Origin of the sequence: Streptomyces sp. NPDC003023 (genome assembly GCF_042888225.1) — a bacterium.
GTDB lineage: Bacteria > Actinomycetota > Actinomycetes > Streptomycetales > Streptomycetaceae > Streptomyces.
Genome location: NZ_JBIAPL010000001.1, coordinates 1,477,719 through 1,492,329, shown reverse-complemented (window position 1 = coordinate 1,492,329; position 14,611 = coordinate 1,477,719). Strand labels below are relative to the sequence as shown.

At 71.3% G+C, this 14,611-nt stretch carries 14 protein-coding genes; 9 read left to right on the top strand and 5 right to left on the bottom strand.

The features are described 5' to 3' along the window. Positions 1 to 39 precede the first annotated feature (39 nt). The 9 genes from ACFYV1_RS06370 to ACFYV1_RS06330 are packed head-to-tail and all read left to right on the top strand — an operon-like array spanning position 40 to position 10,122. Positions 40 to 990, top strand: coding sequence for a carbohydrate ABC transporter permease (locus tag ACFYV1_RS06370; protein ID WP_389394192.1), 951 nt, complete (start codon positions 40 to 42; stop codon positions 988 to 990). Then, positions 987 to 1,886: a carbohydrate ABC transporter permease gene (locus ACFYV1_RS06365; protein WP_389394191.1), complete on the top strand. Its 900-nt coding sequence runs from the start codon at positions 987 to 989 to the stop codon at positions 1,884 to 1,886. Before ACFYV1_RS06370 ends, ACFYV1_RS06365 begins: the two co-directional genes overlap by 4 nt. After that, entirely contained in the window at positions 1,883 to 3,043 is a 1,161-nt protein-coding gene (locus ACFYV1_RS06360) for a Gfo/Idh/MocA family protein (RefSeq protein WP_389394190.1), read from the top strand. Before ACFYV1_RS06365 ends, ACFYV1_RS06360 begins: the two co-directional genes overlap by 4 nt. Further along, positions 3,040 to 3,879 carry a PmoA family protein gene (locus ACFYV1_RS06355; RefSeq protein WP_389394189.1) on the top strand — a complete coding sequence of 280 codons (840 nt, stop codon included), beginning with the start codon at positions 3,040 to 3,042 and terminating at the stop codon, positions 3,877 to 3,879. Before ACFYV1_RS06360 ends, ACFYV1_RS06355 begins: the two co-directional genes overlap by 4 nt. Continuing rightward, positions 3,876 to 5,483, top strand: coding sequence for a family 43 glycosylhydrolase (locus tag ACFYV1_RS06350; RefSeq protein WP_389394188.1), 1,608 nt, complete (start codon positions 3,876 to 3,878; stop codon positions 5,481 to 5,483). Before ACFYV1_RS06355 ends, ACFYV1_RS06350 begins: the two co-directional genes overlap by 4 nt. Next, positions 5,480 to 6,811 (top strand): ABC transporter substrate-binding protein, encoded by a 1,332-nt coding sequence (locus tag ACFYV1_RS06345; protein ID WP_389394187.1) that lies wholly within the window; start codon positions 5,480 to 5,482, stop codon positions 6,809 to 6,811. Before ACFYV1_RS06350 ends, ACFYV1_RS06345 begins: the two co-directional genes overlap by 4 nt. Further along, on the top strand, positions 6,808 to 7,611 hold the full coding sequence (locus tag ACFYV1_RS06340) for a rhamnogalacturonan acetylesterase (RefSeq protein ID WP_389394186.1): 804 nt from the start codon (positions 6,808 to 6,810) through the stop codon (positions 7,609 to 7,611). Before ACFYV1_RS06345 ends, ACFYV1_RS06340 begins: the two co-directional genes overlap by 4 nt. Before the next feature lie 31 nt (positions 7,612 to 7,642). Next, positions 7,643 to 8,965 (top strand): polysaccharide lyase family 1 protein, encoded by a 1,323-nt coding sequence (locus ACFYV1_RS06335; RefSeq protein ID WP_389394185.1) that lies wholly within the window; start codon positions 7,643 to 7,645, stop codon positions 8,963 to 8,965. Positions 8,966 to 8,994: 29 nt separating this feature from the next. Beyond that, a complete protein-coding gene (locus ACFYV1_RS06330) occupies positions 8,995 to 10,122 on the top strand; it encodes a pectinesterase family protein (protein ID WP_389394184.1) in 1,128 nt (375 codons plus the stop codon). 88 nt (positions 10,123 to 10,210) lie between these two features. On the opposite strand, the gene ACFYV1_RS06325 is transcribed toward ACFYV1_RS06330, so the two are convergent. The 5 genes from ACFYV1_RS06325 to ACFYV1_RS06305 all read right to left on the bottom strand — a co-directional run bounded on the left by ACFYV1_RS06325 (position 10,211) and on the right by ACFYV1_RS06305 (position 14,596). Next, positions 10,211 to 11,020 carry a pectate lyase gene (locus ACFYV1_RS06325; protein ID WP_389394183.1) on the bottom strand — a complete coding sequence of 270 codons (810 nt, stop codon included), beginning with the start codon at positions 11,018 to 11,020 and terminating at the stop codon, positions 10,211 to 10,213. Positions 11,021 to 11,122: 102 nt separating this feature from the next. Further along, complete coding sequence (locus tag ACFYV1_RS06320; protein ID WP_389394182.1) at positions 11,123 to 11,872, bottom strand: hypothetical protein; 750 nt, start codon at positions 11,870 to 11,872, stop codon at positions 11,123 to 11,125. Further along, positions 11,869 to 12,411, bottom strand: coding sequence for a SigE family RNA polymerase sigma factor (locus tag ACFYV1_RS06315; RefSeq protein WP_389394181.1), 543 nt, complete (start codon positions 12,409 to 12,411; stop codon positions 11,869 to 11,871). Before ACFYV1_RS06315 ends, ACFYV1_RS06320 begins: the two co-directional genes overlap by 4 nt. Positions 12,412 to 12,458: 47 nt before the next feature. Beyond that, the gene (locus ACFYV1_RS06310; RefSeq protein ID WP_389394180.1) at positions 12,459 to 12,719 is read right to left on the bottom strand and encodes a hypothetical protein; all 261 of its coding nucleotides are present in this window, start codon (positions 12,717 to 12,719) and stop codon (positions 12,459 to 12,461) included. Positions 12,720 to 12,856: 137 nt separating this feature from the next. Further along, the gene (locus ACFYV1_RS06305) at positions 12,857 to 14,596 is read right to left on the bottom strand and encodes a glycoside hydrolase family 6 protein (RefSeq protein ID WP_389394590.1); all 1,740 of its coding nucleotides are present in this window, start codon (positions 14,594 to 14,596) and stop codon (positions 12,857 to 12,859) included. Positions 14,597 to 14,611 lie beyond the last annotated feature (15 nt).

Here is a 14,611-nt window from a genome sequence, read left to right as displayed (position 1 = left end):
CGTCCGAGAAAGCGCTTACCCCAGATCGGAGTTGCAGTCATGGCCCAAGCTGTGGCGCAGAAATCGCCGGGGCCCCCGGCCGGGCGGCCAAGAGCGCCCGGCCGCCGTACGGGAGCGGCCCCACGCCGGCTGCCGTATCTGCTGATCGCCCCCGCGGGGCTGCTGATGCTGGGCTTCATCGCCTATCCGGTGCTCAGCGTCTTCTACTACAGCCTGCAGGAGTACAACCCCACCAAACCCTGGCGCAACGGATTCGCGGGGCTCTCCAACTTCACGACGATCTTCACGGACGACCCGCACTTCTGGGGAACGCTGGCCTTCAGCCTCAAGTGGGTCGTGGTCGAGGTGAGCCTGCAGCTGCTGTTCGGGCTGGCGCTCGCGCTGATCGTCAACCAGACCTTCGCGGGCCGGGCGCTGGGACGGGCCCTGGTGTTCTCGCCGTGGGCCGTCTCCGGGGTGCTGACCTCCGCGATCTGGGTGCTGCTCTACAACTCCCAGACCGGTATCACCCGTTACCTGGCTGACCTCGGCATCGGCGAGTACGGCACGTCCTGGCTCTCCGACACCGCGACCGTCTTCCCCGCCGCCGTCGTCGCGGACCTGTGGCGCGGTGTCCCGTTCTTCGCGATCCTCATCCTCGCCGACCTCCAGTCCGTGTCCAAGGACCTCTACGAGGCGGCGGAGGTGGACGGCGCGAGCCGGCTGCAGCAGTTCCTGCACATCACGCTGCCGCACTTGAAGGACGCCATCATCCTCTCCACCCTGCTGCGGGCGGTCTGGGAGTTCAACAACGTCGACCTGCTGTACACCCTGACCGGCGGCGGACCGGCGGGCGAGACCACGACGCTGCCGCTCTACATCGCCAACACCAGTGTCGACGCGCACGACTTCGGCTACGCCTCGGCGCTGACGACGGTGGCGTTCGTGATCCTTCTCTTCTTCTCGATGGTCTATCTGCGCCTGAGCAAGTTCGGAGGCGGGAACAAGTGATCACGACTGAGACGACGCGAAACAGCGCGCCGGCACCCGTCACCCCGCTCGCCCCGCCATCGCGCCCCCGCGGGCACAGGCGCGCGTGGGACGAGGTGCCCCGGTGGCAGATCTATCTGCCACTCGGCGTCTACCTCCTCTTCACGCTCATCCCCTTCTACTGGATCCTGCTGTTCGCCCTGCGCCCGACCGGGTCCACCTCGCTGGTGCCGTGGCCGATGACCACGGAGCACTTCGAGAAGGTGTGGACCGAGCGCAGCTTCGCCACCTTCTTCCAGAACAGTCTCCTCACCGGCGTCGCCGTCCTGGTGATGACCACGGTGATCGCACTGGCCGGCGGATACGCGCTGGCCCGCTTCGAGTTCCGGCTGAAGAAGGGCTTCATGCTGGCGCTGCTGTGCTCGCAGTTCGTGCCGGGCGCGCTGCTGCTGGTGCCGCTCTTCGAGATCTTCGCCGGCCTGAGCCTGATCAACTCGCTGCTCAGCGTCATCATCGCGGAGACCGTCTTCCAGCTGCCGCTGTCGATGATCCTGATCAGCGGCTTCATCAGGAACGTGCCGTACTCCCTGGAGGAGGCGGCCTGGGTGGACGGCTGCGACCGCTTCGGCGCGTTCCGCATCGTGGTGCTGCCGCTGCTGCGACCCGGGCTGGTCGCCGTCGGTTCCTTCGCCTTCGTGCACGCCTGGAACCACTTCCTGTTCGCCCTGATGTTCCTCAACAACCAGGACAAGCAGACCATCCCCGTCGGTCTCAACACCCTGATGGGCGCGGACAGCGTCGACCTCGGCGCACTGGCCGCGGGCGGTGTGATCGCGGCCGTTCCCGTCGTCATCGTGTTCGCGTTCATCCAGAAGTGGCTGATCACAGGCTTCAGCGCGGGGGCGGTGAAGGGATGAGCGGCGTAGAGGCGGTGCCCGTCGTACTGGTCGGCGCCCGTGGCCACGGCCGCCACCATCTGGACAACATCCGCCGGCTCCAGCAGCAGGGCCTGGTGCGCCTGGCCGGTGTCTGCGAACTGCGCCCGCTGGTCCCGCAGGAGTTGGAGGGACTGGCCGTACCCGAGCAGTCGCCGGACCTCGACGCGCTGCTCGCCTCCACCGGCGCCCGGATCGCGGTGGTCTGCACGCCGATCCAGACGCACACGGAACTGGCGCTGACCGCGGCCCGCCGCGGCGCGCATCTGCTGCTCGAGAAGCCTCCCGCACCGTCGTACGAGGAGTTCCGGCGGATGGCCGACGGCGTCGCCGAGGCGGGAGCGGCCTGCCAGATCGGGTTCCAGTCGCTGGGCTCGCACGCACTGCCCGCGATCCGCTCACTCGTCGCGAGCGGTGCGATCGGCGAGGTGCGCGGGGTGGGCGCGGCGGGTGCCTGGGTGCGCGACGAGGCGTACTACCGGCGCTCCCCCTGGGCCGGGCGGCGCCGGCTCGACGGCGCCGACGTCGTCGACGGGGCGCTCACCAACCCGCTCGCCCACGCGGTCTCCACGGCGCTGGCACTGGACGGAAGCACCCGCGCCGGGGACGTGGCCCGTATCGAGACCGAGCTGTTCCGCGCCAACGCCATCGAGTCCGACGACACCTCCTGTGTCCGCGTGACGACGTCCGATGGCGGACGCGTCACCGTGGCGGTGACGCTGTGCGCGGAGAGGGCCGCCGAGCCGTATGTGATGGTGCACGGCAGCAGGGGCCGCGTCACCTTCTGGTACAAGCAGGACCGCGTGCTGGTGCAGCGGTCCGGGCAGGGCCCGCGCGAGACCGTGTACGGCAGGACCGATCTGCTGGAGAACCTGGTCCTGCATGTGACGGAGGGCGCCGCGCTGCTGGCTCCCCCGGAGGTCTGCGGCGCGTTCATGCGCGTCGTCGAGGCCGTGCGCACCGCTCCCGACCCGGTGCGGCTGCCGCCGTCGGCGTGGCGCCACGCCGACGGCGGCGACACGCCGCGCCGGGTGGTGCCTGGCATCGACGAGCTGGTCGCCGCCGGGGCGGAGCGCCTCGGTCTCTACTCCGAACTCGGCGCGCCCTGGGCGCTTCCCACGGGGGTGACCACGTCATGAGCTCCACGACCGTGCTCCACTGCGCCGGCCGGCCCGTCGGCCGGTACACGTTCCTCGCGGACCTGGACAGGCGCTCCTCTCCTCGTCCCTACCTCCATCCCGTCACGACGCTGGGCGGTGTCCCCGTCACCGAGCTGGCGCCACGCGACCATCCGCATCATCTGGGCGCGGGCGTCGCCGTGCCGGACGTGGCCGGGCACAACTTCTGGGGCGGCCGGACCTATGTGCGCGGGCAGGGGCCCACCGAGCTCGACAACCACGGGGCGCAGTGCCACAGCGGGTTCAAGCTCCGTGACCCGGACGGCTTCGTGGCCGAGCTGAGCTGGCTCGCCGGCGGGCGCAGGCTGCTGCGCGAGCACCGCACGGTGGCCGTCACAGCCCTCACCGGCACCGCGTGGGCGCTGGACCTCACGTTCTCCCTGACCAATGTGAGCGGTGCCGCCCTGTCCGTGGGCAGCCCGGCGACGAACGGCCGGCCGGGAGCCGGTTACGGCGGCTTCTTCTGGCGCGCTCCCAGGGAAGCCGCGGCGCCGGACGTGTTCACCGACCGGGCGGAGGGCGAGGCCGCGGTGCACGGTGGGCGCGCCGACTGGCTCGCCCTCGTGGGAGAGCGCTGGACGCTGGTCTTCGCCGGGGCGACCGTACGGACGCGGGAGGATCCCTGGTTCGTGCGAACCACCGAGTACCCGGGAGTCGGCTCGTCCCTCGCGCACAGTGAGCGGCTGGCGCTGGCACCGGAGGAGACCGCGGTCCGCCGCGTCGTCACCGTCGTCGCCGACGGACGCCTGGACCGTGACACGGCGGCGGCCCTGGCCCACAGGGCGGTGACGGCATGACGAGCGGGGACCTCGGCGACGGGACGTACCGCAATCCCGTACTGGCCGCCGACTGGTCCGACCCCGATGTCGTACGGGTCGGTGACGACTTCTATCTGACGGCCTCGAGCTTCGGCCGGGCCCCGGGTCTGCCGCTGCTGCACTCGAGGGACCTGGTCAACTGGACCCTGATCGGGCATGCGCTGGAACGTCTCGAGCCGGCGGCCGCCTTCGCCGTGCCCCGGCAGGACAGCGGGGTGTGGGCGCCGTCCATCCGGCACCACGACGACCGTTTCTGGATCTTCTGGGGCGACCCGGACCACGGCGTCTGGCAGGTCAACTCCCCTGACATCCGCAGCGGTTGGAGCCGCCCGCATCTGGTGAAGGAGGGCCGGGGGCTGATCGATCCCTGTCCCCTGTGGGACGAGGAGACCGGTGAGGCGTATCTCGTGCACGCCTGGGCCAGGTCCCGCTCCGGCGTCGGCAACAGGCTCACCGGGCACCGTATGCGCCCCGACGGCAGCGCGCTCCTCGACGAGGGCAGGACCGTGGTCGACGGGGACCGCATTCCGGGCTGGTTCACCCTGGAGGGTCCCAAGCTGTACCGGCACGACGGCTGGTTCTGGATCCTCGCCCCGGCCGGCGGTGTGGCGACCGGCTGGCAGGGGGCGCTGCGCTCCCGCGACTTCTTCGGTCCGTACAAGGAGCGTGTCGTCCTCGAGCAGGGTGACACTCCCGTCAACGGGCCGCACCAGGGCGGCTGGGTGCGCACCCGGTACGGCGAGGACTGGTTCCTGCACTTCCAGGACCGGGGCGCGTACGGGCGGGTGGTCCATCTCCAGCCGATGGAGTGGGGTGACGACGGCTGGCCGGTGCTCGGCCTCGGGGGCTCGCCCGTGCTGGTCCATCCGAAGCCCGATCTGCCGGAGCAGCCGCGGTCCGCCCCCGCGGCCGACGACGGCTTCCCCGGCGGACGCTTCGGCCGCCAGTGGCAGTGGGCGGCGAATCCCGGCGAGGGCTGGGCACCGCTGCACTCGGGCGACGGTCTGCGGCTGACGTGCGTACGCGGTGACGAGGCGTACGACCTGCGGAGGCTGCCCCATGTCCTCACCCAGCGGCTGCCCGCGGCCGACTCCGTCATCGAGGTCGAGCTGCGTCTGGAGGGTGCGGCACCCGGCGCACGCGCGGGGATCGCCGTACTCGGTGACGCGTTCGCCTGGATCGGTCTGGAGCGGGGCGCCGACGGCGCCGTGCACCTGGTGCACCGCTTCGCGGAGACCACCGCGGAGCGGGAGCGGGAAGCGGCACCCGCGCGGCACGCGCCCGAGGGAAGGGCGGTGCTGCGGATCGTCACCGGTGCCGGCGCCAGGTGCCGCTTCTCCGCCGCCTTGCCGGGCGCCGACGAGGAGGGGTTCCTGCCGTCCGGTCAGGTCTTCGCCGCCACTGCCTGGCGCTGGGTGGGCGCGCTCCTCGGGCTGTTCGCCGCCGCTCCCGACGCCGGCTCCGTCCCGGCGGGCCACGCCAACACCGCGAGGTTCACACGGTTTCGCATCACATCCGTCAGCACACCGCAGAGTCCACGCACATCACGCGGGTCCGTATCAGCAGAAAAGAGCCGACCATGACCATCTTCCGCCGCGGACGGGGCAGAACCGCCCCCTTCCTCGCACTCACCACCGTCCTGGCGCTGACCGCCGCCGCATGCGGCGACGACGGCAGCAGCGGCGCCGGCGACGAGGGCTCCGGCAAGGGAAAGATCACCTTCTGGGACAACAACGGCGGTGTCCGCACCGACGTGTGGATGGAGATCATCGCCGACTTCGAGAAGAAGCATCCCGACATCGACGTCGACTACGTCGGGGTCGCCTCGACCGAGGTCCAGTCCAAGTACGACACCGCCATCCAGGGCGGTGGGCTGCCCGACGTCGGCGGCGTCGGGGCGGCCATGCTCGCCGGGATCGCCGCGCAGGACGCCCTGGAGCCGCTCGACGAGCGCATCGCCGCCAGTTCCCTCGAGGGGAAGCTGAACGAGGGCATGGTGGAGAGTGTGAAGGCCGCGGGCGGTCGGGAGCGCATGTTCACCGTGCCGACCTCGGCCAGCAACGGCGTGCTCTACTACCGCACCGACCTCTTCGAGGCGGCGGGGCTGGAGGCGCCCACCACCTGGTCGAAGTTCTTCACGGCGGCGGACAGGCTCACCGCGAAGGACAGGAACCGCTTCGGGTACACCATCCGCGGCGGCGCCGGATCCATCGCCCAGGCGCTGGACGCGATGTACGGCCAGAGCGGCATCGACTCGTTCTGGAACGGCGACCGGACGACCGTCAACGACCCGAAGAACGTCGCGGCGCTGGAGAAGTACGCGGCGCTGTTCAAGAAGAGCACCCCTGCCGCGGACGTGAACAACGACTTCACCAAGATGGTCGCCCAGTGGGACAGCGGCGAGATCGGCATGCTCAATCACAACCTGGGTTCCTACAAGGACCATGTGAAGGCTCTCGGCACAGAGAAGTTCCGCGGCATCCCGCTGCCGACCGCCGACGACGGCACGCGGGTGCAGGTCTCCAACCCCGTCGACGGGCTCGGGCTGTTCAAGTCGAGCGGCAACAAGGCCGCGGCATGGAAGTTCATCGAGTTCGCCGCCTCGCACGAGTCGAACAGCCGGTGGAACGAGTCGGCCGGCGCGATACCGGCCAACACCGAGGCGGCCAAGGACGCGTGGGTGCGGAAGGCGGAGCCCACCAGGCTGGCGGCGGAGGCGCTGTTCGGCGACACCACGAAGATCGTCCAGCTGCCGTACCACCTGCCCGACTGGAACACCATCTCCAAGGCGGAGAACGAGCCGGCCTTCCAGAAGGTGCTGCTCGGCAAGATGTCGGCGAAGGACTTCCTCGACTCGCTGGCCGAGCAGCTCGACGAGGCCCAGGCCGAGTGGAAGCAGCAGAACAAGTGAGGCCGACCCGTCGCCAGGTGGTCGCGGCAGCCGCGGGCCTTCCGCTCGTGGCCGCCGCGGCCCCCGCCGCCCTGGCGGGACCGTCCGGGCACCGGAACCGGACGCGCACACTCTTCATCGCCGGTGACTCCACCGCCGCGCGGAAGTACGCGGACGCCGCCCCGGAGACCGGATGGGGCACGGCGCTCCCCTTCTTCCTCCACAAAGAACTCCGGGTCGCCAACCACGCCGTCAACGGCAGGAGTTCGAAGAGCTTCGCCGACGAGGGCCGCCTGGAGGCCGTGCTGGCACGGATCCGGCCCGGCGACGTGCTCCTGGTGCAGTTCGGCCACAACGACGGGAAGACCGCCGATCCCACCCGGTACACCGAGCCGTGGTCGACGTACCAGGAGTATCTGCGCCGGTACGTCAAAGGGGCGCGCGAGCGCGGCGCCCTGCCGGTGCTCGCGACGTCCGTGGAGCGGCGCAGGTTCGACGACGCGGGCAACGCGGTTCCGACGCACGGCGACCACCCGGCCGCGATGAGGGCCGTCGCGGCCGAGGACGGAATCCCGCTGCTCGACATCCAGGCACTGTCCGCCGCCCGTTGGCAGGAGCTGGGACCGGAGGGCAGCAAGGCGTACTTCAACTGGACCGCGGAGAAGCAGGACAACACCCACTTCGATCCGACGGGAGCGATCGCCGTCGCGCGGATGGTCGCCGCGGAGCTGCTGCGCTCCGGTGTGCTCGCACCGCGCGACGTCCGGCGGCTCGAGGACGACGTCCCCGAGTCGTGGATCACCTGGCCCGCCGCCGGCTGAGGCCGACCGAACCGGAAAGAGAGCCGCAACCATGCACACTCCAAGATGTCAGGGACGCGTCATCACCACCGTTCTGGGCACCGCGCTCGCACTGACCGCCACCGCGGCGGCCCACGCGGCGCCGGGCACCGGACCCGCGCACCGGGGAAGCGCCCACCAGGACCCCGCCCGCCAGGTCCTGCCCGACCGCGACGGCTGGGCCTCGCTCGGCAACGGCACCACGGGCGGCGCGCACGCCCACTCCGCGAACGTCCGGACCGTCACCACCTGGGACGAGTTCACAGCCGCCCTCGACGCGGACGGCGACGAGCCACGGATCATCAAGGTCAAGGGCACTCTCGACGCCACCGCGTCCGGCTGCGCCGCCTTCGAGGCGGAGGGCTACGACTTCGGCACCTACCTCGCCGACTACGACCCCGCGGTGTGGGGCCGCGACACCCCGGTCAGCGGACCCCAGGAGGACCTGCGGGCCGCCTCGGCCGCCCATCAGGCGCGTGCGATCAAGGCGTACATACCCGCGAACACCACCGTCGTCGGCGTCGGGCGGGACGCGAGGATCGTCGGGGCGAGCCTGCAGATCAAGGGCGTCGACAACGTCGTCGTCCGCAACCTCACCCTCGAGAGCCCGCTCGACTGCTTCCCCCAGTGGGATCCGACCGACGGCACGAACGGGGCGTGGAACTCCGAGTACGACAGCCTCGTGGTGTACGGCTCGACCCATGTGTGGATCGACCACAACACGTTCACCGACGGTCGCCACCCGGACAGTTCACTGCCGGCCCATTACGGCGAGGTGTACCAGCAGCACGACGGCGAGCTCGACATCGTCAGAGGCGCCGACCTGGTGACCGCGTCCTGGAACGTCTTCGGCGACCACGACAAGACCCTGATGATCGGCAACAGCGACAGCGCCGGCGACACCGACCGCGGCAGGCTGCGGGTCACCCTGCACCACAACCTGTTCCGGGACGTCGTGGAGCGCGCGCCGCGCGTCCGGTTCGGCAAGGTCGACACGTACAACAACCACTACGCGGTCGGCGAAGGGGCCTACGCCTACAGCCTCGGCATCGGCGCCGAGTCGCAGCTCGTCGCCGAGCGGAACTCCTTCACCCTCCCGGCCGGACTCGGCGCCGGCCGGATCCTGAAGAAATGGAAGGACGCGCCCGTCACGGCGGAAGGCAATTACGTCAACGGACGCCCCGTCGACCTGGTGGCGGTCCACAACGCCGAGCTGCCCGACGAGACACTCCGGAGGGGCGCGGGCTGGACGCCGACCCTTCGCACCCGGGTCCACGACCCGCGGGCCCTGCCCGCGCTGGTCACCCAACGGGCCGGCGCGGGCCGGCTGCGCTGACGACGGAGGAGTCGGAAAGGAGCCCCACCATGACAACGCACCTCCCCGGCACGGCGGTCGGCCGCCGGTCACTGCTCACCGCCGGCGCGGGAGCGGCCCTCGCCCTCGCCGTGCACGGCCCGGCTGGCGCCACCGGCCGCCGCGCACCCTTCGGCCCGTTCGGTTCGCCCGAGTCCCGGCTCACCGGCCGGACGCTCTACGTCCACCCCGGCGGGCTGGGCGACCACACCACCGTCTCCGCCGCGGTGACGGCGACGGACGGCACCGGCTGGACGCTCGTCGTCGCGCCGGGCGTCTACCGCGAGGTGGTGACCGTCGCCGAGTCCCGCGCGGGCCTCACGCTCATCGGCGCGAGCCGGAACCCTCGCGACGTCGTGATCGTGTACGACAACGCGGCGGGCACCCCGCGGCCGGACGGCCCGGGCACCTACGGCACCAGCGGCTCCGCCACCACCACGGTCCGCGCGGCCGGTTTCACCGCCCGGTGGATCACCTTCGCCAACGACTGGCTACGGGCGGACCACCCGGAGATCAGCGCCACCCAGGCCGTCGCGATCAAGGTGACGGGAGACCGCTCGGCCTTCCACCGGTGCAGGTTCCTCGGCCACCAGGACACCCTGTACGCCGACTCCCTCGCACTGTCCGCCGTCGCCCGGCAGTACTTCTCGCACTGCTACGCGGAGGGAGACGTCGACTTCGTCTTCGGACGCGCCCGTGCCGTGTTCGAGCACTGCCGGTTCCACACCCTGGCCCGGGACGTGGACTTCACGCCCAAGGGCATGGTGTTCGCCCCGTCCACGGCCGTCGCGAATCCGTACGGCTACCTCGCCGTACGATGCCGCGTCACCAGCGGCGCGGAGGACGGCGCGTACAAGCTGTCCCGGCCGTGGGTGCCCAGCTCGGACCCGACCGCACGGCCGTCGCTGGTGGTGCGCGACAGCCGGCTCGGTCCGGGCATCGACGCGGTCGCGCCGTACGCGAACATGCGGGACGCCCACCCCTGGCAGGCGCAGCGGTACGCCGAGTACCGCAACACCGGGCCCGGGGCCCGGATCGTCGTGCCGGAGAACCGGCCGCAGCTCGACCGGGCACAGGCCGCGTCGGCGACCCGTGAGGTGTACCTGGGCGACTGGGCGCCCTGGACGAGCGCGGGCTGAATCCCCGGGAGGGGACGCACGATCCGCCCCCGCCGGCGAGCGCCGGCGGGGGCCTCCGCTGTCTGCCGGGACCTCAGGGCTCGCGCCCTCAGTCGTAGCTGATGTCGGACGCGCCGTAGCGGCAGTGCGTGCCGTCGGGACCGCTGCCGGTCTTCTGCGGCTCGTCGCCGTCGTCGTTGCCCTCGTAGCGGACGCAGAGTTCGATCCTGCGGCCGCTGTCACCGTGGACGCGGATGTTCCGCAGGGCGGCCGTGTCGCCGTAGTTGCTGTTGATGCCGACGAGGGACTTGCCTGGCGCGGTCACGTCGACATCGTTGACGATGATCGAACGGCGGTACTGGGTCGAGCAGTTGCCGCAGGAGCGGACCAGCTTGCCGAAGTCGGCGACCTGGAACTTCGTCACCACGAGCTTGCCCGCTCCGTTGAACTGGAATACCTTGTCGGACGCCTTCCGCGCGCCGCCGCCGTACACGGTGTAGACGGAGTTCGCCGACTTGCCCTTGAAGGAGGCGGCGTCCTCGCCGACGTCCTCCCACCAGACGTTCTGCAGGGTGCAACTGCCCATGCAGTGGACGCCGTCGGCGGCGGGTGTGCCGAGGACGACGTTCTTGAGGACCGCGCCGTCCTTCAGCTTGAACAGCGGGTCCTGTCCTTCTTCCTGGCCGCCGCCGCCGAGGTCGCCGCTGCCGTGGAAGCGCTTGAGACCGCCGTCGTAGGTGCCGGAGACCTCGATGGTGGCGGACACGGCCTGGCTGCCCTTGGGCGTGGGCCAGGGAGTGGCCGCTCCGGCGGTCGACAGCATGCTGTTGGTGACGAGCCCGGCGGCGGTCAGCCCGAGCGCCGCGCCCAGCGCGGCAAGCGCCCTGCGGCGCCTGACGCTCCGCTTGTGTCGGCTCATATGTCCGGGTCCCTTCGGTGTGGGGGGTGAGGACTTGCGTCTTCCTGTCGCCACCGCGGGCCCGGAGGTTGCCGCTCCCGGCAGATTGTTCCGAGAGGTCTCTCAGCGCCGCGCCGGCGCGAAGTCCCCGCTCATGGTCCGCTGTTCACCCGCGACGTCCGTCCGGATCGTGTAGGAGTCCCCGCCCGTGTCACGGCCGCCCTCCGCGTGGTTGTACTGGCCGGCGAAGACGTGCTGCCCCGGGGGGACGGTGCGGCCCTCCCGCAGGACCCAGCGGTGGACGAGTGCGCCGCCCTCCTCCCGTACGGAGAAGTCGAAGTCGGCGGCCGGGCGGGTGCGCCAGTTGCCGGTGCTCGCCACCCCGCCGGTCCCGGCGATCCGCAGCTCCACCGTGAGCGAGGTCAGCGTCCGGCGGTTCTTCAGGGTCACATTGCTCTGCGCCCAGTAGCTGTTGCTGTGCGGGTCCACGGATCCGCCGGCCCACAGACCGCCGTCCTCGCCGTGGCCGTCGGCGTCGCCGTCACTGTCGCCTGGGCTGCCGTCCTGGCCGCCCGTCGGTGGCCGCTCGGAAGCGCTCGAGGAGGGCGGGGGCGGGGGCGACGCCACGGCCGCCGACTCGCCGCCCGGCCGGGTGAGCGTCGCCGCCGCGTATCCGCAGAACGCCAGGACGGTGACGACAGCCGCCGTCGCTCCGGCCACCCGCAGCCGGGCGGCCCGGCACGCCGGCGCCCTGCCGCCCGCGGGCTGCGCTCCCCCGGCCATGCCCCTCTCGACGCGCGCCAGCATCCGCGCCCTGTCCGGCTGGTGGGACGCGGCCGCCTCCCGCAGCCGCCTGCGCGTCTCGTCCGTCAACTCCGGCCTCCGATCAGCTCAGAGGCTGCCTTGCGGGGTGTTCCCAGCAGCCGTTGCAGTTCCGCCACGCCCTTCGACGTCTGGCTCTTGACCGTGCCGACCGAGATGCCGAGCGCCAGCGCGGTGTCCCGTTCCGACAGGTCGAAGGCGTGCCGCAGCACCACACAGGCACGCTTGCGGAACGGCAGCGAGCGCAGTGCCTCCTGCACGTCGACGACCACCGGTACGTCCGGGTCCTCCACCTTGTCGGAGCGCTGCGACCAGAACAGGGCCACCCTGCGGCGCTCACGAACGGCACTCCTGATCCGGCTGCGCGCGAGATTGGCGACGACGCCCCGGGCATAGGCCACGGGGTGCTCCGCGGCGCTCGCCCGGTCCCAGCGGTGCCAGAGCGCGAGCATCGCGTCCGCGGCAAGGTCGTCGGCGGCGTCCGCCTCACCGGTCAGCAGGTGGGCCAAGCGGGCGAGTTCGGCGTAGTGGCGTTCGAAAAAGGCCTGGAACTGCGCACGCGCGTCGTCGGCGGCTGGGGCTGGGGCCACGGTGTCGTCCCTCCCGGTCCGTACATCGGCCCGTGGCGGGCGGCCGGTCACCGGCGGACCGGTCCGGAGCTCGCCCGTACGGTCGGTTCGGGCGCGAGCAGCACTGCTCCGGCGGCGTCCCGGCCCTCCGGGACCCGGTGTCCGGCCCGGTGTCCGGGCCGGTGTCCGGGCCGGTGTCCGGGCCGGTCGATGCTGCGCTCGACCCGCTCCCGGCTGCTCGCCGAGACGGATCGCTTGCCGCGAAGGACGTGGCCCGCCCTCCCGGCCGGGGCTCCGGCACGGCGGACGGCGTCGGCAAGGGTGACCATTCACGTTCTCCACAGCGGCGTACGGACGCGCCCCGGCGCCCTGGGCCATGACCCTAGAGTTGCGGATCACGGCCTGTCCAGGTCGGCCGAGGCGCGTCGTTCGCTGTCGGGGTCGTCTCCCGGACGGTTCCCCGGTGCTACAGCGCCGGGTGAGCGTTCTTCATGAGCTCCTGGAACTGCGCGGAGAACCAGTGCCCGGACAGCGGGGCGTCGCCCAGCGAGCCGGACATGTTGTTCCCGTTGCGGACGTTGCCGGTGTACGTGGGGTCGCACATCCGGTCGAAGCCCTTGCCCTCGTCGTTCGGGATCTCCGAGCTGGCGCCGTCCGACTCGCCCGGGGGCTTCACCCACACGTAGGCGTCGATGCCCGGCGCGGGAGCCGCCTGGGGCCGCTCGCCGAGACCCGCCCCGGCCTGGTTGCACCAGTTGCCCAGGTGGATACGGCGGTCGAGCTTGCCGCCGTTGACGTAGGTGTCGACGTTGGTCTGCGGTCCCGGTCCGGTGGGCCGGGCGGTGCCGCCCCAGCCGTTGCGGGAGGTGTCGATGAGCATGCCGATGTTCGAGGCGAATCCGGCCTGGACCAGCCGCTGGCGGAAGCCCTGCGCGTAGCTCAGCTCGTCGACGTAGCGGTTCCAGTCGATCCACTTGGACTGGCGGACGGAGGTGCCGTTCACCGCGTCGTCGATCGTGTAGTACGACTCCTTGAGGATGCCGTAGTTGGCGGTGTTGGTGATGAAGCCGTGGACGTACTCCAGCTTGCTGCCCTCGGCCTGGGCGGCCTGGGCGAACAGGTCGGCGGACGGGCCGAAGTTGTCGTCCCAGCCGAGCCAGCCGTGGTGTCCGGCGTCGATGTAGTTGTAGACGTTGGGGATCGGGCCGAGCTTGGCCAGCGCGTAGCCGACGCCCTTGACGTAGTTGCCGTTCGCCTTCATCACATCGCACTGCGGGGTGGCGGTGGGCCGGCTGCCCGCGTTGGTGATGAGGTTGGGCAGCGAGTCGATCTCGATGACGGTGGTGATGCGCAGCCCCGCGTACTTCGGGTCGGAGACGGCCGCCGCGATCGGGTCGATGAACTCGCTCTTGTAGCGCGGGAGTTCCTCGGGGCCGAGCTCGCCGTTGGAGGCGAGGGCGGAGCAGTCGCGACCGGGCAGGTCGTAGACGACGATGTTGATGGCGAGCGGCTCGCCGCCGGACTGCTCGAGCGCCTCGTCGAGGTGGTCGCGCAGGCCCATTCCGCCGTTCACGCCTTCGATCGCCGCGATGCGGTCGAGCCAGACGGAGGTGGAGGTGTTGGCGATGCGGCTGCCGCCCGGTTCGGCAGCGGCCTTCGCCGACCATTCGGGGTTGACGTACATCTTGGCGCCGACGAACGGGTTGTCCACCTTGTCACCGGCCGGGGGGTCGGTGGGCGGGTCGGTCGGCGGGTCGGTCGGCGGGTCGGTGGGCGGGTCGGTGGGTGTGGTGCCTCCGTTGCAGGCGACACCGTTGACCGCGAAGGCGGTCGGGGCGGTGTTGGTGCCGCTGTAGCTGAACTGCGCGCCCGGTGAGACGGTCGCGCCGCCGGCGATCGCCCGGTTCCACTCGGGACCCTTGACCGTGATGGTCTTCCCGGACTGCGTCCAGACGCCGTTCCAGCCGTTGGCGAGCTTCTGGTTGCCCGAGTAGTCGTAGGTCAGGGCCCAGTTGTCGATCGCGGTGGTCCCGGTGTTCTTGACGTTGACCGTGGCCGTGAAGCCGGAGCCCCAGTCGCTGACCTGGTAGTCGACGCTGCAGGCCAGCGCGGCGGCGGCGGCCGGTGTCTGCATGACGGTGACGGCTCCGGCGCCGGTGGCGAGAAGGCTGCAGGCGGCCAGCAGCGCGGTCCGCTTTCGGCGCATCGGTGGCGCGGTGTC

Coding starts and splice junctions, on each gene's coding strand:
- ACFYV1_RS06305 (WP_389394590.1), bottom strand. CDS start 14,596: ATGCGCCGAAAGCGGACCGCGCTGCTGGCCGCCTGCAGCCTTCTCGCC.
- ACFYV1_RS06350 (WP_389394188.1), top strand. CDS start 3,876: ATGACGAGCGGGGACCTCGGCGACGGGACGTACCGCAATCCCGTACTG.
- ACFYV1_RS06360 (WP_389394190.1), top strand. CDS start 1,883: ATGAGCGGCGTAGAGGCGGTGCCCGTCGTACTGGTCGGCGCCCGTGGC.
- ACFYV1_RS06310 (WP_389394180.1), bottom strand. CDS start 12,719: ATGGTCACCCTTGCCGACGCCGTCCGCCGTGCCGGAGCCCCGGCCGGG.
- ACFYV1_RS06330 (WP_389394184.1), top strand. CDS start 8,995: ATGACAACGCACCTCCCCGGCACGGCGGTCGGCCGCCGGTCACTGCTC.
- ACFYV1_RS06355 (WP_389394189.1), top strand. CDS start 3,040: ATGAGCTCCACGACCGTGCTCCACTGCGCCGGCCGGCCCGTCGGCCGG.
- ACFYV1_RS06325 (WP_389394183.1), bottom strand. CDS start 11,020: ATGAGCCGACACAAGCGGAGCGTCAGGCGCCGCAGGGCGCTTGCCGCG.
- ACFYV1_RS06370 (WP_389394192.1), top strand. CDS start 40: ATGGCCCAAGCTGTGGCGCAGAAATCGCCGGGGCCCCCGGCCGGGCGG.
- ACFYV1_RS06345 (WP_389394187.1), top strand. CDS start 5,480: ATGACCATCTTCCGCCGCGGACGGGGCAGAACCGCCCCCTTCCTCGCA.
- ACFYV1_RS06335 (WP_389394185.1), top strand. CDS start 7,643: ATGCACACTCCAAGATGTCAGGGACGCGTCATCACCACCGTTCTGGGC.